The sequence below is a fragment of the Paraburkholderia caledonica genome, assembly GCF_000383275.1.
Classification (GTDB): domain Bacteria; phylum Pseudomonadota; class Gammaproteobacteria; order Burkholderiales; family Burkholderiaceae; genus Paraburkholderia; species Paraburkholderia caledonica.
Genome location: NZ_KB911035.1, coordinates 652,826 through 676,912 on the forward strand (window position 1 = coordinate 652,826; position 24,087 = coordinate 676,912).

Consider the following 24,087-nt stretch of genomic DNA (forward strand, 5'->3'; position numbering starts at 1 on the left):
TCAAACCGCCTTGACGACAACGACTGTGGCGTCGTCCGCGTCGCGGGCGAAATCGCGGTGCAGCACGCTGGCGATCAGGCTCGGGTGCCGGTGCGTCAAACCGGGATGGCGGTTCAGATTCCAACGTGTGGAGAGGCCGTCCGTGGTGGCAATGAACACACTGCCCGGAACCCAACGGGCTTCCCCCGGGCGGACAGCGCGCACGTTGTAGCCGACCGTGCCGTCCATGGAAAGCAGGTGCTGCGCGCTCTCGCCGGTATGAACGACACTCACGATATTACCGATGCCCGCAAACGACAGAACAGCGCTCGCAGGCTCGAATTTCGCAATCGCCATGACTGCGCCGCGCGTCGCCTTGATGCCGGAATGAACGTCGCGCATCACGTCTGCGGGCAGAGCAACCGGATCGGCTGCCATGAAAACGTCGACGGCACGACGCGACGCCTCTGCCGCGAGCGGCCCATGCCCGAGGCCGTCGAGCAAGGTCACCCACATGCTGTCCGCCAAATGGCGCACGGCCCATGCGTCGCCGTTGACGTCCTGGCCGAGTTTCGGCGTGGACCTCGCGCCGACCTGAAAGCGGGAAAGCTTTGCGGCTGGCTTATCTGCCACCCGCGCGAACAAAGCCGTGCCGTTACCGGTGACCGAATAAATGTCGAAGAGCACCGAATGACGGGCGATCGTTCCGAGACCGGCGCCGAGGCTGCCGCCCGTCGAGAAGCCGTCGGAACATGCGGCGCCGAGATTGGCGATACCCGGACCGCGGTCGAGTGCGACCACGTCGAGACCGCCCGCGCCGCCGTCAGCACTCTTCAACACGATCTCGCCATGGCCCGCGTACTTGAGGATGTTGGTGGCCGCTTCGGTGACGATCAGCGCGGCGTCTGCCTGCGATTTTTCGGGCAGGCCGAGCGATTGCGCCATCTGAACCGCACGCCTGCGCGCGTCTGCCACGCCGCTCTTGTCGGCGAGGGTTAGCGTCGTTTCCATTGAATGATGCTCACTTTGGTCCCCACGCCTACTGTCGACGTAATGTCGAACTCATTGACGAGCCGACGTGCACCGCCTAATCCAAGCCCCATGCTTTTGGCGGTGCTGAACCCGTCCTGAAGCGCCCGCTCGATGTCCGGAATACCCGGCCCCGTGTCTTCGAAAACGAGCTTGATGCCAATACGGCCGTCGCGCTGGACTTCGGAGATGGTGAGTTTGCCTCCCCGGCCGTGCACAAGCGTATTACGCGCAAGTTCGCTCGCCGCCGTAACGAACTTGGTTCGATCGAGCGTGCCGAAGGCCAGCCGCGTTGCCCACTCCTGAACCGTCTTGCGTGCAAGGTTCACCTGATCGGCCGTTCGAACCTCGAGGACGGATTCGCTTAAGGTAACGATGAGGGGTCTCCCGCGTCTTCGAGCGACCTGCGCAGCAAGGCCATTCCCTTGTCTACGTCGAGCGCCGTGCGGATACCGTGCAGCGACATGCCCAGTTCGACCAGCGTAATAGCTACAGCAGGCCGCATGCCCACCAGCACGGTGGTGGCGTCCATTACCCGCGCCATCGCTGCGATGTGCCCGAGCGTACGGCCAATGAAAGAATCGACGATCTCCAGTGCGGAGATGTCGATCAACACGCCCTTTGCATGCGTACGCTCGATCCGTGACGTCAAATCGTCCTGCAAGCTCATCACCAGTTCGTCATGCAGCTCTACCTGAATCGAGACGAGCAGGAATTCGCCGAGCTTGAGGACAGGGATCTGCTCCATCTCAGTGGTCCTGCTTGGCGGTAGCGAGTTTCGTCACCGTCATGCCCACTCGTCGCAAGGCGATTTTTAGCGCTTCGGCGAGCGTTGCCTTCGTGACGACGTCACCGAGATCGACGCCAAGGTGGACGATAGTTTGCGCAATCTGCGGACGAATTCCGCTGATGATGCACTCCGCGCCCATCAGCCGGGCGGCCGCAACGGTCTTGAGCAGATGCTGCGCGACCAGCGTGTCGACGGTCGGCACGCCGGTGATGTCGATGATCGCGATCGCCGCCTCGTTTTCGACGATGGAGTCGAGCAGGCTCTCCATGACGACCTGGGTACGCTCGCTGTCGAGCGTGCCGATTAGCGGCAGCGCGACGATGGAGTCCCACAGGCGCACCACTGGTGTAGTGAGATCCAGCAATTCTTGCTGCTGGCGCTCGATGATCTGCTGGCGGCTCGCCTGATACGCTTCAATGGTGATAAGGCCCAAGCTGTCGAGAGTTTGAGTCAGCTTCCACAACTCGTCGCCGAGCGCTTCCAGGTTTTTGCCGAGCGACTTGCGCAGCGCTTCGAAAAGCGGCTTCTTCAGCGAAAAAATGAAAGTGGCAGTTTCTACCGGGGAGAAGCCCTGAATCACGCGTTCCCGGGACAATGCGGTCAGATGTGCGCGGACAGGTTCCCATGCCTCTCCGGACAACTGCTCGTCGTAGCTGCTTTTGACAGCGCTTGCAAATAGCGCGAGAAATGCACGCGATGAGTCGCGCACATTAGCTTCCGAGATGACACCTTGGCGGACGCCGCCAGATATCTGCCCGGCTACCCACGCTTTCAGAACGGCTTCTTCATTTTTCTCAAGTATCGTTGCCAAGTCATTTTGTTCGCTCAAAGTCCGCTCCTGTATTGGTGTCGTTTGGACAGAGCGACATCATACCTGTGGGTTGACGGTTCCGTTACATTCAGCTCCTCCAATATGTTGGGCGAGCCCACACAACGTTGCTGACGGTCAACGAACTTATTGTCCTGTCAGGCGGGCAAGTTCCCCCGTCCCGCCGACACGGCATGCCCCTTGCGGCCTCAAACTTTGCGGCGCTGCATGACGTGGCGCCGGTTCACCTCGCCGGTCGATGCCAGTGATTCTTCCGACACAAGTAGCCACGTGCGATGCATAGTCGCTCGCTACATCTTCCAGGCGTCTCTTCCTAACTGAACGTCCGCTTCTCCCGGAGGCAACTGATGGACATGCCCGAATCGGCCAAATCCAAGTCGCAATCCGCTGATCGCGCGGACACGTCTGATGCAAACAATGCGTCCGACGAATTGCGCCTCACTGCCGTGCAAGAACAACTGCAGGTCGACGTCGACAGAATCGAGACTGGTTCAGTCCGGGTCCGCAAGGTCATTCAGGAGGAGACGAAGCCGGTTTCCGTGACCCTGCGCGAGGAGCACGTTGAAGTTCGGCGCGTGCCGGTCAATCGGCCTGTCGATGAGCGCTACGCGCCGCGGCAGGAAGGCGACACGCTCATCATTCCGGTCTTCGAGTACGTGCCGGTAGTAAAAATGCAACTCGTGTTGAAGGAAGAGGTGCACGTAACAACCGTCGAATCACGGCATGAAGCAGTTCGTGAATTCATTTTGAAGTCCGAAGAATTAGTCATTGAACGCCGCGAAGGCACGGACGGCGAGTGGAAGCCCGAAACGGACACCGAGTAGCGCGTTCTGGGAACGGTCGTTGCGCGACAGGCGGGACGCGTTCCACTTGGACTTGCGTAGGCCTGGTTCAATCTTTTTGGAGATCTGCAATGACTCACACTATCATCGGTGTATTCGATTCATTCGCGCAGGCGGAAGCCGCAAAAAGCCGCCTGGAAACTGAAGGCGTTCCGGCTGCGAATATGGCCGTGCATGCTCAGGACGCAGGACTCGACGCGTCCACCACAACCGATACGGGCCTCGGGACAACACCGGTTTCCTCGACAGACGCCACTGTCCACGAGCACGAAGGCGCGATGGGACGCATCGAACATTTTTTCAAGCGGCTCTTCGGTGACGACGACCGTCCCGAAGAAGCCGGCCACTATCAGGAAGCCGTGCGTCGCGGCGGTGCATTGCTGTCTGTGGATGTGGATGACGAATCGTCTGTGGAGAGCGTGCAAGAAGCGTTGTACGCCGCGGGTGCCGTCGACATCGATTCGCGCGTTGCACAATGGCGCGGCGCGGGCTACACCGGATACGACCGCAACGCGCCCGCCTACACGAGCGACGAAATAGCGGCCGAACGCAAGGCATTTCCAGTCGTACAGGAGTCGCTCGAAGTCGGCAAACGCGAAGTCTCGACGGGAGGCGTACGTGTTTATTCGCGCGTCACTGAGACACCCGTGAGCGAAGCGGTTACCCTGCGCGAGGAGCACGCCACGATAGAACGGCGCGCGGTGGACCGCCCCGCGACTACCGCCGACCTGACCGAGAGTTCTGTCGAGGTTCGCGAAACTGCGGAGCAGGCCGTGGTCGCAAAGACAGCTAGAGTCGTTGAGGAAGTGGTGGTGGGCAAAGAGTCGAGCAGTCGCACTGAAACTGTCAACGACACAGTCCGCGGTACCGAAGTCGAAGTCGAGCGGGTGGAAGGAACCGACAAGACCACGCGGCTCGATGAGGTTGGGAAGAAGCCAATCTAAGTTTAAGGAACGGTGAGGCCGGTTGCGAAACAGAGAGTTCGAGCCTGCCTTGCCTGCTTCACTTCTTGATCTTGCTGCGCACGGTCGAGACGTCGCGCGTTGCAACCGGCCGTGCCTCGTTACCCCACGCAGTGCGCACGAAGCTCAAGACCCTGGCGATCTCTCTGTCGGTGAACTGATTCCTGAACGCCGGCATCTCGCGATGTATTGGTCCATTCTCCGTCTGCGGACTGGTGCCGCCCTCAAGAACGAGCCGGATCAGCGAAGACGTGTCCGGCGCGAGCACTGCCGGATTGCCTGCCAGCGCCGGAAATTTGTGTGGTTCCCCACGCCCGTCGGCTTGATGACACTTTGCGCAAAACGACATGTAGAGTCCGGCCCCGGGGCGCTCCACCTCACCCGCCTTCAACGACACAGCCGTCTCCTGTAACTTCTGCGTGTTCGGCTTGTAAGCACCGGAGCTCTGCCGCGCGGGGAGGCTCTTCAGATATCGAGCGACGGCGTTCAGGTCGTCGTCGCTGAAATATTGCCCGCTGTCCTCGACCACTTCCACCATGCTGCCGAACGTGACGACATGCACATCCACGCCGTGGCCGGACTTGAGAAACGAGGCGATGTCGCGCGGCGATAGACGCCCTAGTCCGGAACCCGGGTCCCCGGTGAGGTTAGGCGCAAACCAGTGATCGTTCGTGCCGCCTGTCAGGTATAGCTTCGACGATTCGTCGTAGCCGCGCTCCTCAAACCCGGGGCCACGAGGCGTGTGACACGCGCCGCAGTGGCCGAGCGATTGCACGATATAGGCGCCTCGATTCCATAGCGCGTCGCGTTTGCCGTCCGGAATGAAGCGCTCGTGCTGCACGAATGCGAAATCCCAGAAGGCGAGGCCCCAGCGCTGACTGAACGGGAACGGCAATTTCGTTTCGGGCGGGCGGTGCGCAACCGGCTGCACGCCATGCATGAAATACGCGTAGAGGGCGTGCATATCCGAGTCGTTGATCTTCGTGAACGACGCATACGGCATGGCCGGGTAAAGGCGCTTGCCGCCGGGCGCCACGCCGTCGCGCAGCGCGCGCTCGAAGTCGGCATAGCTGTAGCGGCCGATTCCGGTTTGCGGGTCGGGCGTGATGTTAGTCGAATAGATGGTGCCGAACGGCGAGCCCATCGGAAGGCCGCCGGCGAACGGCGCGCCCTGCTTCGGCACCGTATGGCAGCCTGCGCAGTCGCCAAGCTTCGCGAGATAGGCGCCACGTGAAATCAGCGCGGGGTCGGACAGTGAAACTTCATCGTCGACGCTTGGCGAATCCGATTGCGCCAGGCTGTGCGCGCACAGCGCTGCCACCATCGTCATGGCGAGCGTCAGAGCGAAAGCAGTGAACGCGGCGCGCGGCCCAATCCGTTTCATGTCAGTCATCGCCACGCGCTGCACGGTGAGACGAGCAGTACGGCCAATCCTGCCGTGACCAGGCCGACGAGAAAGAGCACGCTGAGTATGAGCCCTGCCATCGCGAGAAAACGGGTTCTTCCCGCTGTTGTGTCGGACACGGAAGTAGCAGAATCGGGGCGCGCGCCGCGCGCTATGCGCCAGCTTCGCCAGGCCACCCACACACCCGCGATACCGACCAGCAGCGCGACGATACTCATCGCGTTCAACGCCGGCATGAGCCACGACCATTGAGGCGCGGGTAGCGCAAGCCGATGCGGGTAGCACGCCTGGGAGGCAAGCGTCTCGCCAACTTCCGTCTGCAACCCCCATGCTGCGGCCGCGCCCAACAGACCGAACAGCATCATCAGCGCCCCGCCGCGCCGTGGGTAGGGATTGAGACGGTCGGACCTGCGGCCGGCGTCTTGCCGCGCGGTCGCCGGGTCCGGCTCGCCTGGCGGCTTCTGATAAAGCTCTGCGGCTAACATCATCGCGCTCCTAGAAAAGAAAAGGCGTGACGTACAGCGTGGTAAAAATAAAGAGCCAGACGACATCGACGAAATGCCAGTACAGGCCGCCGATTCTCAGCGCAGCACAACGCTTTTCGTCGAAGTAACCGAGCGCCGTCCAGCCGAGCAGACAGGACAGCACGATAAGTCCGACGAGCACGTGGATCACGTGAAAGCCCGTGATCGTGAAGTACAGCGATCCGTAAAGATGCGTTGCGATGCCGTACGGGTGGTCGTGCCACTCCTTCATCTGAATGCCGACGAAGACGACGCCGAGAACGATCGCCAATGCCATCGACGCCACCGCCCAGCGGATTCTGCGCCGGCGCACCAGGCGCTCGCCTAACCACACGAACAGGCTGCTCAAGAGCAGGACGCAAGTATTGAGCGCGCCGATGCCGATCTTGGGCAGCCCTTCCGGCGGCCAGTGCATCTCGGTCTGCGAGCCGAGGTACAGATACGAAAAGATCAGATAACCGAAGAGCGACGCTTCGGTGGCGACCGTCGCCATCATGCCCCACCAGCCGCTCGATAATTTTCCGGCGCTACCGACAGGAAGAACCGGCACGTTATCCGTCAGCTCACTCATGACCGGCCCCCGCATCCCGCACCGGCTCCGGCTCGCGCTGTATCAGCAATCGTTCGGGCCACAGCCATAACAGAATCGCCGCGCCGCACGCAGCTACCATGGCCCCCGCAAAGATCCAGGTGCGCAGCAGCATGGCAACGAACAGCAGCGCACTGAACAAGCCGAGCAAAAACGGGGCGTACGAATCGGTCGGCATCTTAAGGATGATGTCGGGCCTGGCATCGAGCGGTGTCGTGCCGAGCGCCTCACGGCCATGATCGAGCAGGAACCCTTCATCGAGCTTCGAGTTGCTGCCCTCTCCAATCCGGTCTTCCCACAGCGGATTGCGGCTCGCTACCACAGGCACGACAGCGAAGTTGTAGGGCGGTGGCGGCGACGGGACGGACCATTCGAGCGATGCGCCGTCCCACGGATTGTCGCCTGCCGGTGCACCGCGCCGCAGGCTCACGGCCATGTCGATCAGAAAGATGAGAATGCCAAGGGCGAATATGAATGCGCCGATGGTCGTGATCATGTTCGTCGTGTCCCATCCCATGTTGGCCGGGTAGGTATAGACCCGACGCGGCATGCCGAGGAGGCCCGAGATGTGCATCGGAAAAAAGCCGACGTTGAAACCGACAAAGGTGACCCAGAACGACAGCTTGCCAAGCCGCTCACTGGTCATGCGGCCAGTGAATTTGGGGAACCAGTAATAGATGCCCCCGAGCACGGGAAACACGTTGATGCCGAGCAGCACGTAGTGCAGGTGAGCCACGACGAAGTAGGTGTCGGTCAGTTGCCAGTCGAATGGCACCGCCGCCGTCATCACACCTGAGACGCCGCCAATCACGAACATCAGCACGAAGCCCGCGAAAAACAGGAACGGCACGCGGTAGACCGGCCGTCCAAGCCAGATCGTTGCAATCCATGCGAAGGTGGCGACGGCGCTTGGGATCGAGATGAGCGTGCTTGCGGCGCCAAAGAAAGCCAGCGCGAGCGGCCCGATTCCCGTCGCGAACATGTGATGAATCCAGACCACGAATCCGATCATCATCGTGGCGACGGTCGAGATGGCAACGGGTGTGTAGCCAACGAGTGGCCGGCGGCAAAACGTCGGCAGCGCATCGGAAACGATGCCCATTGCCGGCAACACCACGACATATACCCACGGATGAGCGAACATCCAGAACATGTGCTGCCATAACATCGGCCGGCCACCGTGGGTGACATCGAAGAAGTGCGTGCCGATCTGCCGGTCCAGCCACAGCATGAGAAACGCGAGACTGACCGCTGGCACCGCCACCAGGTTAGCCGCCGACGCAGTCAACGTGCCCCACACCAGAATGGGCAAGCGGTCGATCGACATTCCCGGTGCACGCATGCGCAGTAGCGTGACGACGAAGTTGACCGATCCAACCGTTGTCGACACACCGAGCAGCACCATGCCGAGCGCGTAGACGTCGATGTTCGGTCCGGTGTTGTATTCGAGATTCGCAAGCGGCACATAGTTAAACCAGCCGGCATTGGGAGCCTGGCCGAGTGGAAAGCTCGCATAAAGAAAAATGCCCGCGAAAAGGAAGACCCAGAACGACAACGCATTGAGACGGGGAAATGCCATGTCCCGCGCGCCGAGCACGAGCGGCCACAGGTAGTTCGAAAAGCCGGACAACACGGGCAGTGCGTACAAAAAGATCATCGTGATGCCGTGCATCGTGAAAAGCTGGTCGTACTGCTCCGGCGACAGCAGATGCGCGTTCGGCCGCGCAAGCTGTACGCGCATGATCAGCGCCTCGATTCCCCCGGCAATCAGAAAGACAAAAGCGGTGACGATGTAGCGCAAGCCGATTTGCTTATGGTCCACCGTCGAGAGCCAGCCGCGCCAGCCAGGTTCGCTTTCCCACAGTTCGCGCAGGCGCTGCTCGCGCGGCGAACCTTGCGGCATGCGGCCGATTTCCGGTCGGCGTGCGAGCCGCAGGTCGGGCGTGTCGGGTGCAAGGTCGGCCATGTTCTTCCTTGTCGGATGGAGGCGCTTCAGCGGAGCGTCGCTAAATAGGCGGAGAGCGCAGCGGCATCCTGCACGTTCAGCGTGAAGCTGGGCATCAGCGAGTCGGGTTTTATCTGTTGGGCGTGCTCGATCCAGTCGAGGAGGTGCGTCGGCGTATTGGTCAATGTGCCCGCTGCAAGCTGCTGGCGTGAGCCCACATGAGTAAGGTCCGGGGCCTGTGCACCGGCCGCGTCGCTACCCCGTACCGCATGACAGCCTGCGCAGCGATCCATGAAAATCTTCTGTCCGTCTTTCACCTGGCCGTTGGCCGGCAGAGCCGCCTGACGGATCTGCGCGCTCCGCCAGGCATCGAAATCCGCCTGCGGCTGCGCGATGACGTCGAACGCCATATGCGCATGCTGTGAGCCGCAAAATTGCGTGCACTGACCGCGGTAGACGCCTGGCGCGTCCGCCTCTATCCATTGGGTGTTGACCTGCCCCGGGATTGCCTGCGTCTTGCCGGCAAGGCGCGGAACCCAGAATGCGTGGATCACGTCCGCGCTTTTCAGGCTGATCTTGACCGGCACGCCCACGGGAATGTGGATCTCGTTGGCTGTTGCGAAATGGTTCGCCGGTTCGGTGTCGTCACCGTAGTCGATCTTCCACCACCAGTCGTAGGCGGTGACGGTGATAGTCAGGCCCGGTGTGAGCGAAGGTTGCGCGACGGCCTCCAACGTAACGAGCGTGTAGAAGAGCGACACCAGCAACGCGACCGTAGACACGCCCACGCCGATGTAAATCCACGCCATTCCACCGCCTTCCTTGCCCAACACTCGCTCTGCGGTCGGCGGGCGCCGCCGCATGAGTGCGCCCGCCAGCAGAACCGCAACGATGAGGACAACTGCGACGCACATGGCAGTCAGACCCCAGCCGAGGTGCATGGTCGGGGTCGACGCGGGGCCGGCGGAATGCAGGAAGTATTCGAGCGGCGCGTCGGCGTGCGCAGGCGGCGCGGCAGTAAGCGCCGTTAGAAGTGCAAGCTTGAACCCGCTGAGGTCCCATCGATGCAGGCGTCCGACAGGAAAATCGCTGACCGTCTGACTCATCGTTGTTCTCCGGCCCGGCACATAGGCCGGCTCGCAAGCGGTTATATCCTTACATGTGCATTGCGGTTGTCGGAGCGAACCCCGCGCATTACGTGTCACAACGTGATGTATTGCAAAATTCTTGCCTGGCGTCGGAAGTTGGATCTTGCGCCGTGGCGGCTCTGAAGCGCTTGTAAAAACCGTCGGGCGATGTAACTTCGATGAAGCATGCGCTCACCGCGCGAATCACAGACGTGCGTCGTCGCGAACACCCAGTTCCGATAGCACGAAATAAAATGTAAGGATTTGATCGATGCTGCCAGTGTTCGCCGCATCTCAACGCGTCTCGACGGTGGATCATTGGCTAACGTTGAGCCTGGCGATGCCGGGCAAGACACGGATTCACCATCCCACTATGTACGTCGCAGACCGGCATCTTCCAAAAAGGATATGCCGCTAGTGCGTGCACGTAACTTTCAAATGAAGCGCAAGAGGAACCCGTGATCAGGTCGATTCACCGAGTCATCATATTGGCTGCCGTGCTCAGTTCAAGTATCGGCTGCGGCGCGATGGCAGTTGCTTCGCAGCATGTCGGCCTGACACGATCGGACTCGTCGTATGCGTCGCAGGCGAGCCCGGTGCCTGCGAGGTTTCAACAAGCTGACGCGAGCAAGCGTTCATATTCTCCGCTATTGACTTCGATCTCTGCGGCGCCGCCCGCTGTGGTGCTTGTGGAACGGCCAACGCTGGTTGATCTCCGGCGAGACCAAGGTGAAGCTGGCGGCGCGCAAACCTGGTTCCCCGTTCCAGGCTATCAATATTGGAACCGCCAAACTATTTCGACGGATGACTCGTTCCCATTCGAAAACGCGCCCACCTATCTGCTTTGGGACTGCATCGCGTTCCCGGCCTGGTCGATTGTCTTTCTATCTATTGGTCTCGGCTTAGCAGCAAGCTGGGCAATTGGGCGGCCGCTACGCAGTCTCTCGACAGCGTTTAGCAAGGTTGGCAGCGAATACCGTCCCCACGAATTCATTCCGGAAAAAGGTCCGAAGGAGTTGCGGCGACTGGCGCAGGTCTCCAATGAATTGCTCGCTCGGCGCGTCGACTCGCGTGCAGAGCAATCGTCCACGCTCGTGGCACTGCAACTACATCTCGAATCGCACGCAGCCCGACTGCGTGACCGTGCGCTTCAGGTGAAGGAATGGCATAAACGCGTGGCGCTCGTAGAGGACATCGACCTCTTCTCGCATCTTGCCCGGCAGTTCGTCGAAGGGGCTCAGCCCTCCACCGGGCCGCAGACCGATCTGTCCGTGGAAGCATTCATCCACGATCGATTCGTAATGACCAGTTCGCTGGAGGCCAACCTGTTCGTCTGCACGTTCGAAGCGGGCGCAGAATTCAAGCTGCCGCGCCCGGTTCTCGAGCGCGTCATGTTCAATCTGGTCGACAACGCGCTGGAGCATGGAATTCCGCCGATCGAAATTAAAACCTCGCGAACCCGAGCCGAGTGGATACTGAGCATCAGGGATCACGGTGCAGGAATCACGCAGTCAAGATTGGCAGATGCAACCGCAGCATTCGTGCGCCTGGACAGCGCCGACCATACCGGACGCCATTGGGGACTCGGGCTGGCTCTGGTCAAAAAACTCGTGGCGAGCGCAGGAGGCCATCTCATTCTTGGCAATCATCCCGGCGGCGGGCTGATAGCGCGCCTGGTGTTCCCAAAAAGCGAACGGACATAGCCGACACGCTCTCGTCGGTTGACCGAACCGGGAATCGAGACACGCCGGTGCCCTCCGGCCAAACCACGGCAGCCACCGATCACCCGAGAGCTTCGTCGTAACTCCCCGGCTGAGCCCGATGCGGACCACGCACTCGACCGCCTGACATCCCGGCGCGCTGGCGCAACTCTTGCGACGGAGCGGATGGCACGGGCCTCAAGAGCCCCGCGTGACAAACCGCTGACAGGGCGCTGCCCGGTAAAAACACAAAATGACTAACTTCGCACCCTCCCCGGGGGACGTTTCGGGAGAAGAATCTTTCCAGCTTCTCGTCGCAGGCGTTAGGGATTACGCGATTTTCATGCTGGACGCAGAAGGTTATATCAAAACGTGGAATGCAGGCGCCCAACGCTTCAAAGGCTATGCTCCCAGGGAAATTCTGGGTCAGCATTTTTCCGTTTTTTACACAGACAGTGACCGCGCCGGCGGCCGCCCGGCACTCGCGCTGCGAACTGCGCGCGACGAGGGTAAGTTCGAGGACGAAGGCTGGCGGGTCCGAAAGGACGGCAGCCAGTTCTGGGCAAGCGTGGTAATCGATCCGCTGCGTGACGATTCCGGCAAGCTGATCGGCTTCGCCAAGATCACACGCGACATCACGGACCGGAAGATGGCCCAGGAAGCGTTGCGTGAAAGCGAGGAGCAGTTCCGGCTGCTGGTTCAGGGCGTCACGGACTACGCGATCTACATGCTTTCGCCAGCCGGCGAGGTGACTAACTGGAACGTCGGCGCGGAACGGATCAAGGGTTACACACGCGAGGAAATTCTCGGCAAACACTTCTCGTGCTTCTATACCGACGAGGATCGCGCGAGCGGCCTGCCTGCGCTGACGCTGTCGACCGCGGCCGCGGAGGGCCGAGCCGAGCGCGAAGGATGGCGGGTCCGCAAGGACGGCTCGCGGTTCTGGGCTCACGTGGTGGTGGATGCAATCCGCAACGGCGCGGGCGAACTCGTGGGTTTTGCGAAAGTGACGCGCGACGTCACGGAACGCAAACAGGCGGCGGAGGCTCTCGAACGCGCCAACGCCGCACTGTTCCAGTCACAGAAGATGGAATCGCTGGGCCAGTTGACCGGCGGCGTCGCGCACGACTTCAACAACCTGCTCGCAGTCATGTCGAACGGACTCGATGTGCTGTCGCTGCGCGTACAGGACCACGCCGATCTCAAGATGCTGGAAACCATGCAACGCGCCGTGGCCCGGGGCGCGACGCTGACACAGCAGTTGCTCTCGTTTGCGCGCCAGCAGCCGCTCAAGGTCGAAAGATGCAATCTGAACGCGGTAATCCGCGGTTTTGAAGCGGTTCTTCGCCGCGCGGGAAACAGCACGATCGAACTGGAGATCAGGCCAGAGCCGCGGCCGCGGCCCGTGCTGCTCGACGTAGCCCGCTTCGAGGCCGCGCTGCTGAATCTGATCGTCAATGCGCGCGACGCAATGCCCGCAGGCGGAAAGATCGCGATTACCGTTGAAAACGTCGAAGTCCGCGAAGGCACGGTTGGCTCGCTCGTCGAGGGCCCGTATGTCAAGGTCTCCGTGGCAGACACCGGCTCGGGGATGCCGCCCGAGGTTGCGGCGCGCGCGTTCGAGCCGTTCTTTACCACCAAGGAGGTCGGCAAGGGCACCGGTCTCGGTCTAAGCCAGGTGTACGGTTTTATCTCGCAGTCTGGCGGCGACGTGCTCATTCGCAGCGAACCGGACATGGGCACGGTCGTCAGCATGTATCTGCCGATAGCGAATAGCGCATCGGGCGACGCGGACTCTTTAGCCGGCCCGACGCTCGATACGGTGCTGGTCGTGGAGGACGAGCCGGATTTACTGGACGCGACGGCGGCGCTCTTCCGCAGCCTCGGATACGAAGTGCTGACCGCGAGCAACGGGGCTGAAGCGATGAACGCGTTGGGTCGTCGCGACGATATCCGCGTTTTGTTCACCGACGTCGTGATGCCCAAGGGAATCGATGGCATCCAGCTCGCGCGTTCAACGCGCGATCGCCATCCCGAGATCAGGATCGTGCTTGCATCGGGGTATCCTCTGCCCGCCCTCAAGGCACAGCACGGCAATCTCGACGACTTCGCGTTTATCCATAAACCGTATCGGCTGGCCGATCTCGTGCGAACGCTGGGCATGGCGACGTAGCCGCAGATCGTGTTGCGGGTTGCATGATATGGCCGTACTGTTGACGCACGCGTTACGCGGCGCAACCACGGCAACAAAACCAGACCGCTAATCTGACATGACCTTCCGGAGGAAAACATGGCAAACGTCGAACAATTCAAGGACGACCTGGAAAATAACGCTGACGGCCTGGTGGGCGGAAGCCGGGGCGACTTCATGGAAGCGGTGGGCGAGGCCGTCTATGCCCGCGTCGACAGTCACCAGCTGGACGGCATCATTGCAGCGTATCTGACGCTGCAGGAGGTGCTGGACGAGAACGCGGACAACCTGGACGACGAGGCCGACGAGGCGATCCAGAACGCTACCGACGAATTCAATGAGACGGTCGGCAAGATCCTCGGTGTGTAGTCGTCGGCCGGACGTGACCGCGCGTTGCGGTCATTCAAATATCGGCGGGCGCCAGGTCAGCGCAACGACGAAAAGCTTGCGCGAATTTCCTGCGTGAAGATCTGCGGCTGTTCCCAAGCCGCGAAGTGGCCGCCCTTGGGAAGGCGGTTGTAATGCATCAGCTTCGGGTACGCCTGTTCCGTCCAACTGCGCGGCGCGGCGTAGATCTCGTCGGGAAAGACGCTCACGGCGACCGGAATCGGAACATGTTTCGGCGCGAAAAAATTCAACTTGTTCTCCCAGTACAGCCGCGCCGACGAGATCGCCGTGCCCGTCAGCCAGTAAAGCGTGACATTGTCCAGAACGTCGTCGCGTGTCAGTCCTTCCGGCTGTCCGTCGAAAACGCGCGCGATCATCGCCTGGCTGCTCGCGTCGTGATCCAGCATCCATGCAGCAGAACCGATTGGCGAATCTTCGATACCGTAGAGCGTTTGCGGACGGTTCGCCATTTCGAGCGCATACCCAAGCCCGTGCTTGTAGAAGAAATCGAGTTGGTCGAATGCATGCTTTTCGTCGTCTGACAGGTTGGCCGGCGCAGGCTTGCCGTATTTCAACGCATCGGCGATGTCGTCCGGAACAGTGGCCGGCATATTCGTATGGATCGCAAGCAAACCGGGCGGCGTCAGCAGCGCCATCTGCTCGGTCACGGCATTGCCCCAATCGCCGCCCTGCGCGACATAACGTGTGTAGCCGAGCCGCTGCATGAGCACGACCCATGCACGCGCGATACGCCCAGGATCCCAGCCGGTCGTCGTCGGTTTGCCCGAAAAACCATACCCCGGCAACGACGGGATCACGACATGGAACGCGTCTGCGGCCGTGCCACCATGAGCGGTCGGGTTCGTTAGCGGATCGATGATCTTCATTTGCTCGATGATCGAACCCGGCCAACCATGCGTGACGATCATCGGCATCGCGTTCGCGTGCCCGGACCGCACGTGGACGAAATGAATGTCGAGTCCGTCGATTTCGGTGACGAACTGCGGCTGAGCGTTCAGCTTTGCTTCGACCTTCCGCCAGTCGTAGTCAGTAGTCCAGTAGCGCGCGAGACGCTGCATCGTCACGAGCTGCACGCCTTGAGTGGCGTCGGAGACAGTTTCGCGCGTGGGCCACTTCGTCGCATTGATGCGCCGTCGCAAGTCGGCGAGTTGCGCGTCCGACGCGTGAACGCGCAACGGACGCAGCGCAGTCTTGTCGCCGCCGCCCGGCTGCGAGGTGCTCGTAATCGATGTATCGGCAAACGAGAACCGTGGCGCCGAACCTGCGGCGACGACGGCCGCCGCCGCACTGATGAACTTGCGGCGCGAAAAGACTTCCGGAAGAAGATCGTCTGACATGCCAACTCCTTCGAACGCAGTACTACTCGATCGCATGCGGCCTTCAATTCCCGGGCTCGGACACAGTGAGCTCATTGTTCACGTGGCTGACACCTGCAACCTTCGAAGCAGCCGCTTGTGCAGAGTCGATCTGCGACTGATCCGGTGCGGTGCCCGCAAGCGTGACCGTGCTGCCGTGCGCCAGCACGTTGATGTGCGAAGAGTTCAGCCCCTTCACCTTCGTCAGCGACTGACGCACTGCGTGGCTTAGCGCGCGATTCTCGGCTCGCATCTGCTTCTTGCTGGTGCCGCCGGTACTGGCAGCCGATGAGTCGGCAGCCCACGCGGTGCCAACGCCGATAAGGGAAGTCGCCGTGAATGCCGTTGCCGCCGCCACGGTGAGGATGATTGCTCTGGTTTGCATGCCTGACTCCTTTCGGTGATAAGTTCACGCACGATGCATGGGTACGTCGGATAGCAGTCTTTATTACATGACACTGAGTGCGTCGTTTCAATCGTCATCGGGTATGTCAAACCATGCTGCCGGTATGCCTGTCATAAACCAAAGAGAGCGCGACTACGGGCACAACGATTGACTCGGTGAATTCGACATCGACTCAAGCCGCCTCGGAAGCTAGCGGCAGCGTGAAGAAAAAGCGCGCACCGCCATGCACCGACGCGTTGTCGGCGCTAATTTCGCCACCGTGCATTTCAATGATCGAGCGGCAGATTGGCAGACCCATGCCCATGCCATTTACCTTGGTCGTGAAGAAGCTCTCGAATACGCGCTGCATGTTGGACTCGTCGAGCCCCGGGCCGCTGTCTTCCACGAAACAGGTGACACTCGTGGCATCGGGCAGATAGGTGCGAATCGTTATGTTGCCGTGCGGGCGTGCCGTCGTTTTCATGGCCTGCATCGCGTTGACGACGAGATTCACGATCACCTGTTGCAACTGCACGCGATCCGCAAGCACGGCGGCCGCCGGCTGCGCGCGCTTCCGCATGATCGTGACGCCGAGCGCGTTCACATCGTGACGCAGGAACACCAACGCTTCATCTATCAACTCATCGAGCAGCGCGATCGAGCGCTTCAAGCCTTGGCGCACCGCCATGGTGCGAATGCGATCGACGATATCGACCGCTCGCTGCGCATCGATTTTGATGCGTTGATTGATCAGCCGCGCCTCTGCCACATCGGGCGTCTCGCGATCGAGCCAGCGCGTGCCAATCGAGCTGTTCATCGCGATCGCCGCAAGCGGCTGCTTCAACTCGTGAGCGATGGACGCGCTCAACTCTCCGAGCGTCGAAATGCGCGCGGCGTGCGCGAAGTCGGCCTGAAGCCGCTGCAGCATTTCTTGCGCGCGGACGCGCTCCGTCAGATCGACAAGACTGATCAGCGCAATGCCGAGATCTTCGGCCGCGCCAGGACGCGCGACCGTCAACAGCACGTCGATGACGCGCCCGTCGAGCGTGGGAAGCCTGGTGGTTTCCTGAAAGAGCGGTGCGCCGCCGTAACGGCTTTCCAGCGCGCGCCTGAACGTGTCGGGGCTTTCCCTCCATACCCACGGCGACGGTCCGAGCAGCATGCTCCGGTCGTGCGCGCCGAACATTTTGGCCGCGTGATGATTGACCTCTTCGACGATGAGCAAGTCCATCGCGCGATCCAGCCACCCGGGATGATGGTCTATGTACTCCGACAGATCTTCCACGCCCTGCCCGCGCAGCGACGACAGCAACGCGATCAGCGGTTGCGCGTCGATCTGCCATAAGCCGACGGGCATGTCGAAAAACAGACTGCGATAACGGTGCTCGCTGCGCAGCAACGCGGCATGGGCCTGCTTGCGGGTCGTGATGTCCTTGAGCGCCCCGAGCACCCGAATGCCCGCGTCGGCGTCGGCGATAACGTGCGCGAGCAATTGCAAGTGCCGCACCGAGCCGTCCGGCATCAGCAGCCGGTGCTCGACATCGAACGGCTGCCGGTCATGCGTTGCCCGATCGAACATGAGACGCACGAACGTCGCGTCGTCGGGATGAACCCGCGCCAGCATCAATTCGAGTGTTGGGAGCGTGGCGAGATCGTAGTCGAAGATGCGAAAGCTTTGCTTCGACCAGAACAGCTCGCCGCTCGACACGTGCCAGTCGAAGCTGCCGGTGTTGCTGAGCCGCTGCGCGTCGGCGAGCAGCGCTTCGGCGTGTTGCAGGTCGGCATAAAGCCGCGCGGTTTCGAGCGACATTGCAGCCTGAGACGCGAGCATTCGCAACACGACTGTGCGCGGCGGCGTGAATACATTCGAAGCCAGGTTGTTTTCCAGGTAGAGCACGCCAATCATCCGGCTCCGCTTGATGAGCGGCAGACACAGAATCGAGCGGCAATCGTGACGCATCACGTACTCATCGGACGAGTAAGGACTGGTGGACGATGCATCGTCGAGTAACAGACTGTCGCCTGTACGCATCACGTATCGCAACACGGATTCCGGTAGTTCTGCGTGTTCAATGGGCAGTCTGGGCAGACGCACCTCGACGGCATCGGCCCTTGTCGTCGCTTCTGCTTCCACGCGCAATTCGTTGCGGCGCTTGAGCACCAGCACGCACCGATCGGCGCCGGCGTGTTCAAGCGACAACGCCATTAACGTATGGATCAACTCGTTCAGGTCGATATCGCTGAATATCGCGCTCGACACGTTGACGACGGTTGCCAGGTCGACCTGTTCGTTGGACATGGCAATGGTGCCGTCGGATTTCGATGTACCGGGACGCGCTCGCGTATGACTGCGCGTCAACTGGGTGACCTTGCTCCAGGCGCCCCAGCGCTCGTAACAAGAACGGGCGTTCATCAGATACGTATCCGCGACTGTTTCAAGACCGCGGTCCGCGTAAAAGCGTGCCGCCAGTTCATGCGCGAGCGCCTGGTTCTGAATGAAACCATGCTCGCGGGCCGAGCGCACGGCCTCCTCATAGTGATGCATCGCATCGGAATCGCGGCCTTCGAGACGCGCGAGCTCCGCCGAAATCAGCGCATGACGATGCCTGAAATTGCTCGGACAGTGGCTCGTCCAGACAGCGAACTTTTCACACGTCGCGTGAATCGTCCGACGACGGGTGACTCGTTGTTCGTCGCCGGCCGATGCGTCGAGCGCCGCAAGTGTCAGCGCGTGGAAGAAGTAAAACGTCGCCTCTATCGGCAGCGCCATCGCGGCGTCGATCACAGATTGCGCGCAGTGTGCGGCGTGAAGCGCATCGTCGTATCGTCCTTCGAGATAGGCGAGCATCAGATTCATGATGTGGTGAAACGCGATGCCGCAGCCGAAATTCGACTTCGCGATAACGGCGAAAGACGCGTCGCGGTCGAATGCCGGCGCATTCGTGAGTGCCCCGCCGCCTGCCTCACCTTGCAGCGCCGCGACAAAATGCTGCTGCAGCCGAATGGTTTCGTAGACAGCGTCATTGCGGCTCTGGCGTGCGAACGAAGCGTGCCGCTCGGAACTGCGCTGCACGTCGGAAAGCGGTGTGCCCTTCTCGATCATTTGCCAGACCGTGGTGAACGCGAGGTACCCGGCAAAAGCCAGATCCCCCACGTCGAGACACGCGGCGCTCGCTCTTTCGAGTATCGGCAGATCGGTTACGACGTGACGCCGCCAGAAGTTGATGTGATTGCCGTGCAGATGGAGCAACTTGCCTTTGAAGCGCCGGTTGCCGAACTTTTCGTTCAACCTGAGCGACATCTCCGAGAACTGCACCGCGGACTCGATGTCTCCGAAACTCGACACCAGCATCAACGCGTAATTGCCGTAAGCGAAGCTGGACTTGTCGGTGTTGCCCCCGCGCAAGGACAGGTTCACCGCCTGAAGCGTTATGAGCGGATAAAACGCCGGCCGGGCGATGAACGCGCAAGGCATTGATTCAACCAGCAGGTCTACGATCGTCAAGGTGACCGGGTCCGATGCGACCGGCGCATCTACGAGCGTGTCGATGGCGCGGCTGGCGAGATTGAGCGGTATCTTCCGCAACTCGGCTTCGACCTCGCTACTGACGGCGTCGTCGTGCAGCGGCAGCAGCACGCCGAAATCGCGCAGCGCGAGGCGAGCCACCTCGAAGCTCTCGTCATACCGCCCGGCGACCTGGTATAGCTCCATGCGCAAGCCATAGACCTTTGCGCGATCCAGGTTCGAGCGCGACCGCTCGAGCATCATGTCGAACAGCGTATCGGCGTCGGCGAAGTCACCGGCCAGATACTCGCATTCGGAAAACGCCAGATAAAGCTCGAACGTGCGCTCGTAATGACGGCTCCACGCGTCCGCTCCAAGCAGGGCGACGCCTTGTGCCAGATAAGTTCGTGCTGACGCGAACGCGGTCGAGTGCATCGCTCGCTGTCCCGCTGCATAGTTCAGCGCGACCGTACGCTCAAGCTCGTCCGCGTCGGTCATGAGCGAAGCGCCGCGGTTGAGATGATTGACGATATCAAAGAGGAACTCATCGAGTTCGCCCGCCGCGCGTCCGGAGGCCAGCGTGCGGCCGATGTGCAGGTGCGTCGCCGCACGTTCGCTCTCGGGAATGAGCGCGTAGGCGCCCTCCTGAACGCGATCGTGGGCAAACACATAGGCATCGTCGACACGGTGCACGAGCCCCGCTTTCATGGCCTCCCAGAGCTTCGCATCGATCGATGCCGCAGGCTCCCCGTGAACCAGCTTCAGCGCGTCGATCTTCGCGACGTTGCCGAGAATGGCGAGCCGGCTCAGCGCGTCGCGTGTATCGTCCGGCAAGCGGGAGAGTTTCGCTGCCATTAGCTCGACCACATTTTCAGTCAATCTCTTCGCGCGGATGCGAGGCAGATCCCACGTCCAGATCGCGGCACGATGATCGAACGCAACCAGCCCCTCGTCGGCAAGCGCCGTCAGGAACTGGATCACGAAAAACGGATTGCCGCCGGTCTTCTGATGAACAAGCTGGGCAAGCGGCTCGGCAGTCGCGGCGGAGCAGCGCAGCGAATCGGCGACGATCTCCGTGACGCTGCCGGCGCCAAGCGGCACGAGATCGATGCGCTGCAGCGTCGTGCCGCGGCCCGTTTCCGTGCCGCTCATATCTTCGATCATTCGCGTGAGGCGATGCGCCGGATCGATCTCGTTGTCGCGATAAGCACCGACGAGCAGCACGTGCATCACGTCCGGATGCGTCGCGAGGTGTCCGATCAGATCGAGCGTGGCAGCGTCCATCCACTGCATATCGTCGATGAACAGCGCGAGCGGATGCTCGGGCCGCGCGAATACGCCGAGCAGGCGGCGAAATACGATATGAAAGCGGTTGCGTGCGTCGTGAGGCGGCAACGCCGGAACCGCGGGTTGCTCCCCGATGATGAGAGCGAGTTCGGGAATCAGACCAACCATCAGTTGGCCATTCGGCGCAAGCGCCTCCGTCAACTCACGCCGCCAGCGCTCCAGCTCGGTATCGGTCTTGTTGAGCAGATCGCGGACGAGCGACTGGAACGCCTGGGCCAGCGGCACGTAGGGCGTGTCGCGCTTGAACTGGTCGAACTTGCCTGAGGCGAAGCGTCCGCGTGACGGCACCAGCGCCTTGTGCAACTCGTTCACCACCGACGTCTTGCCGATCCCCGCATAGCCCGAGACAAGCACCACCTGCGCGTCGCCGAACGTCACGACGCGATTGAAGGCCGCCAGCAGCGCATCGATCTCCGATTCGCGTCCGTAGAGCTTTTCAGGAATCATCAAGCGGTCAGACACATCGTGCTTGCCGAGCGCAAAGGGCGAGATTTCCCCATCCGCTTCCCATGCGGACAAACACCGTTGCAGATCGGCCCGAACGCCACCGGCAGTCTGGTAACGCTGCTCCGCCGTTTTGGCGAGCAGGCGCTCGACTACGTCGCCGACCGGCGCAGGCAGCCCTTCGACACGTTGCGCCGCGGGCACCGGCCTCCGAGCGATATGACAATGAATCCATTCGATCGCTTCGGACGCGACGAATGGGGACGAGCCCGTCAGCATCTCGTAGAGCGTCACGCCGAAGGAATACAGATCGCTGCGCGCATCGATTGAACGGTTCATGCGGCCGGTCTGCTCGGGCGCCATATACCTCAGCGTTCCTGCGATTATCTCGGGCGGCGCGGGCGGCTGATGTTCGTGTGGGAGTAGCGACGCAATGCCGAAACCGGTCAGGCGGACATTGTCGTTCGCATCGACAAGCACATTGGCGGGCTTGATGTCCTTGTGGATGATTCCGCGCTCGTGCGCGTGTCCGATCGCCTGAGCGAGATTCACGGCGATGCGCAGGCACCGCGCCAGTTCGAGTGGCTTGCCGAGAATCCGGATCAACGGATCGCCGCCGCTGTCGTCGAGAACCAGCACGGGCGGCACGCGCCCAAGGTCGAGCGCGAGTGGCTGCGCGGCCCACTCCGGTTCGAGCAACGGCGCAAGACCGTATTCGTGCTCGAGCCGCATGATGCTCTGCGACGCGGGCTGCGTGGCCACTCGCGCGAGCATCGAGATATGCGAGCCGGGCCGCTGCGCACGGCACAACAACAGTTCGCCGTCTTCGTGCAGCGGTTCGAGCGAAAAGCCGGTGAGATCCATGGAGATGCTCCTTCTCGCTGCTCTCTTCCGAGGAAGGCGATACCTGCCCGAAGGACACGTATCGCTCTGCGAAGCGAAAAGTAGCCTAGCACGCGAGGAGCGCAATGCCCCTCGAATGGGTCGCCTGATCCGGCGGCTAACGCCAGAGCGAGCCCGTGTAATCCGCGAGCCTCGCTTCCACGTCCGTCACCTTCTGCAAGCCGAGATCCATCAGTTGAGCAATCTTCTCCTGCGCGACCGGGCGACCGACCGACGCGATGAAGGCGTCCCACTCTGTCGCGACGCTCGCGTCAGGCGGCAGGGTCTGCGCGTTGACGTGCTGCTTGATGACCGAAAGGGATTGCCTGTCGAACAGGCTGATACGGGTGGCGAGGTCGTCGACGAACGTATCCAGTTCGCTGTCCGGCATCGAGCGATTGACGTACCCATAGCGCTCGGCCAGCGCGCCGGGAAAGTCGTTGCCGCTCGTCAGCACCTCCAGCGCACGCCCGCGGCCGATCAGCCGCGAAAGACGCGTCATCGGCCCGCCCCCGGGGACAAGCGCTACGCCGATTTCCCACTGCGACATCAAGGCGTGCTCGTTGCTGGCAAAGCGCATGTCGCTCGCCAATGCGAGTTCGCTGCCGACACCTGACGCACGCCCTCGAATCTTCGCGATCGAGATGACAGACGACCGCCCGATCCGCACCAGCATGTCGGGCAGCGGCGGCATGCCCGTTGGTCCCGGCGGCATGCTCGTGGTCGCGTCGAGCGGCGGCACAAAGTCGTAGTGCGTGAGAAAGAAGCCGGGCACCGCGCTCTCGAACACGACCACTTTCACGTGCGGGTCCGCTTCAATCGCGCTGACGACCATGTTGAGCTGGGGCGTGGTATCGGGCCCGAAGATGTTGAAGGGTGGATTGTCGAAGATGACACGCCAGTAGGACGGGCTGGGACGTTCGATTCGGATCTGCGCGTTGGGACTATCCTGAGTCATGACGCTCTCCATGCAGGCTATATCGGTTCGATGATGCGGGCTATCCGCGCAGCACTTTCAACAGGTCCTGCGCAACCGATTTCGACGAGGCGGGATTCTGTCCAGTGATCAGCCGTCCATCGATGATCGACAGCGGCTGCCAGTCGTCGACTTTCTCGAAGCGGCCGCCCAGGCGCTTCAACTCGTCTTCCACGAGGAAAGGCACGACATGAGTGAGCTGCACCGCCTCTTCCTCCGAATTGGTAAATCCGGAGACGCGCTTACCCTTAACGAGCGGCTCGCCGTTCGCCTTGACATGACGCAATACACCTGGCGAATGGCAGACAAAGGCGACAGGCTTACCGCTGTCGTAGAAGCGCTCGATCAGCGCCACCGACTGCGGATCTTCAGCGAGATCCCACAAAGGTCCGTGGCCGCCGGGATAGAACACCGTGTCGTAGTCGTCGGCTTTCATGTCGCCGAGCTTCGCGGTGTTAGCCAGCACACGCTGTGCGGCGGGGTCGCTCTTGAAGCGTTGGGTGAGTTCGGTCTTGCCTTCCGGCGTGTCGCTTTTCGGATCGATGGGCGGCTGTCCGCCTTTCGGTGAACACACCGTGACATCGACGCCCGCGTCGAGAAACGTGAAATAAGGCGCTGCAAATTCCTCCAGCCAGAAACCCGTTTTTCTGCCGGTGTTGCCGAGTTGGTCATGTGAAGTCATCACCATCAATATCTTCATGGTCGCACCCTCGTTGGAATATGACGTCGTGCCACGCGGTCGCGTGGTGCAGGAACTATAGGCATGGAAGTCGCGCCGGGGGCGGCTGGCGCATACCAACGTATAGTGATCTATACAAGGTCGCGCACCACGGGCTACGTTGACCAGGTGACTTGCGGCCGTGCCATCGTTCG

The 24,087-nt window shown here is 61.4% G+C and carries 19 protein-coding genes; 5 read left to right on the plus strand and 14 right to left on the minus strand.

The genetic code is table 11. From position 1 onward, the window contains the following. The 4 genes from H281_RS0109095 to H281_RS0109110 are packed head-to-tail and all read right to left on the minus strand — an operon-like array spanning position 1 to position 2,627. Positions 1-990: an ATP-binding SpoIIE family protein phosphatase gene (locus tag H281_RS0109095; RefSeq protein WP_020066790.1), complete on the minus strand. Its 990-nt coding sequence runs from the start codon at positions 988-990 to the stop codon at positions 1-3. After that, positions 975-1,337: an anti-sigma regulatory factor gene (locus H281_RS0109100; RefSeq protein ID WP_020066791.1), complete on the minus strand. Its 363-nt coding sequence runs from the start codon at positions 1,335-1,337 to the stop codon at positions 975-977. Before H281_RS0109100 ends, H281_RS0109095 begins: the two co-directional genes overlap by 16 nt. Before the next feature lie 35 nt (positions 1,338-1,372). After that, complete coding sequence (locus H281_RS0109105; protein WP_020066792.1) at positions 1,373-1,756, minus strand: STAS domain-containing protein; 384 nt, start codon at positions 1,754-1,756, stop codon at positions 1,373-1,375. Between the two features lies 1 nt (position 1,757). Continuing rightward, the gene (locus H281_RS0109110; protein ID WP_020066793.1) at positions 1,758-2,627 is read right to left on the minus strand and encodes an STAS domain-containing protein; all 870 of its coding nucleotides are present in this window, start codon (positions 2,625-2,627) and stop codon (positions 1,758-1,760) included. 347 nt (positions 2,628-2,974) lie between these two features. Between H281_RS0109110 and H281_RS0109120 the strand changes: the two genes are divergently transcribed. Next, positions 2,975-3,451 (plus strand): YsnF/AvaK domain-containing protein, encoded by a 477-nt coding sequence (locus H281_RS0109120; protein WP_020066795.1) that lies wholly within the window; start codon positions 2,975-2,977, stop codon positions 3,449-3,451. 89 nt (positions 3,452-3,540) lie between these two features. Beyond that, a complete protein-coding gene (locus H281_RS0109125; RefSeq protein ID WP_020066796.1) occupies positions 3,541-4,413 on the plus strand; it encodes a YsnF/AvaK domain-containing protein in 873 nt (290 codons plus the stop codon). A 58-nt stretch (positions 4,414-4,471) separates the two neighbouring features. Here the strand turns inward: H281_RS0109125 and H281_RS0109130 are convergent, their stop codons facing one another. From H281_RS0109130 to coxB, 5 genes are read right to left on the minus strand one after another with little or no spacing between them, the layout of a single operon-like run. Beyond that, positions 4,472-5,815 (minus strand): c-type cytochrome, encoded by a 1,344-nt coding sequence (locus H281_RS0109130; protein ID WP_020066797.1) that lies wholly within the window; start codon positions 5,813-5,815, stop codon positions 4,472-4,474. 5 nt (positions 5,816-5,820) lie between these two features. Next, the gene (locus H281_RS0109135) at positions 5,821-6,324 is read right to left on the minus strand and encodes a hypothetical protein (protein ID WP_241077849.1); all 504 of its coding nucleotides are present in this window, start codon (positions 6,322-6,324) and stop codon (positions 5,821-5,823) included. A 7-nt stretch (positions 6,325-6,331) separates the two neighbouring features. Beyond that, positions 6,332-6,931 carry a cytochrome c oxidase subunit 3 gene (locus H281_RS0109140; RefSeq protein ID WP_027804431.1) on the minus strand — a complete coding sequence of 200 codons (600 nt, stop codon included), beginning with the start codon at positions 6,929-6,931 and terminating at the stop codon, positions 6,332-6,334. Next, positions 6,924-8,915, minus strand: coding sequence for a cytochrome c oxidase subunit I (ctaD, locus tag H281_RS0109145; RefSeq protein WP_020066800.1), 1,992 nt, complete (start codon positions 8,913-8,915; stop codon positions 6,924-6,926). Before ctaD ends, H281_RS0109140 begins: the two co-directional genes overlap by 8 nt. Positions 8,916-8,941: 26 nt before the next feature. Continuing rightward, positions 8,942-10,000 (minus strand): cytochrome c oxidase subunit II, encoded by a 1,059-nt coding sequence (gene coxB, locus H281_RS0109150; RefSeq protein WP_020066801.1) that lies wholly within the window; start codon positions 9,998-10,000, stop codon positions 8,942-8,944. A 479-nt stretch (positions 10,001-10,479) separates the two neighbouring features. Here coxB and H281_RS35605 point away from each other — a divergent pair, with 479 nt between their 5' ends. From H281_RS35605 to H281_RS34475, 3 genes are all read left to right on the plus strand, one after another. After that, positions 10,480-11,724: a sensor histidine kinase gene (locus tag H281_RS35605; RefSeq protein WP_164701840.1), complete on the plus strand. Its 1,245-nt coding sequence runs from the start codon at positions 10,480-10,482 to the stop codon at positions 11,722-11,724. Positions 11,725-12,064: 340 nt separating this feature from the next. Continuing rightward, entirely contained in the window at positions 12,065-13,894 is a 1,830-nt protein-coding gene (locus H281_RS0109160; RefSeq protein ID WP_020066803.1) for a hybrid sensor histidine kinase/response regulator, read from the plus strand. 117 nt (positions 13,895-14,011) lie between these two features. Beyond that, positions 14,012-14,281 (plus strand): hypothetical protein, encoded by a 270-nt coding sequence (locus H281_RS34475; RefSeq protein WP_020066804.1) that lies wholly within the window; start codon positions 14,012-14,014, stop codon positions 14,279-14,281. 56 nt (positions 14,282-14,337) lie between these two features. Here the strand turns inward: H281_RS34475 and H281_RS0109170 are convergent, their stop codons facing one another. From H281_RS0109170 to H281_RS0109190, 5 genes are all read right to left on the minus strand, one after another. After that, positions 14,338-15,657: an epoxide hydrolase family protein gene (locus H281_RS0109170; RefSeq protein ID WP_020066805.1), complete on the minus strand. Its 1,320-nt coding sequence runs from the start codon at positions 15,655-15,657 to the stop codon at positions 14,338-14,340. Positions 15,658-15,700: 43 nt separating this feature from the next. Continuing rightward, complete coding sequence (locus H281_RS0109175) at positions 15,701-16,060, minus strand: BON domain-containing protein (protein WP_020066806.1); 360 nt, start codon at positions 16,058-16,060, stop codon at positions 15,701-15,703. Between the two features lie 193 nt (positions 16,061-16,253). Next, positions 16,254-22,220, minus strand: coding sequence for an AAA family ATPase (locus H281_RS0109180; protein ID WP_020066807.1), 5,967 nt, complete (start codon positions 22,218-22,220; stop codon positions 16,254-16,256). Positions 22,221-22,356: 136 nt separating this feature from the next. Beyond that, positions 22,357-23,196 carry an enoyl-CoA hydratase/isomerase family protein gene (locus H281_RS0109185; protein WP_020066808.1) on the minus strand — a complete coding sequence of 280 codons (840 nt, stop codon included), beginning with the start codon at positions 23,194-23,196 and terminating at the stop codon, positions 22,357-22,359. Positions 23,197-23,236: 40 nt separating this feature from the next. Continuing rightward, positions 23,237-23,914: a type 1 glutamine amidotransferase domain-containing protein gene (locus H281_RS0109190; protein WP_020066809.1), complete on the minus strand. Its 678-nt coding sequence runs from the start codon at positions 23,912-23,914 to the stop codon at positions 23,237-23,239. Between the last annotated feature and the right edge of the window lie 173 nt (positions 23,915-24,087).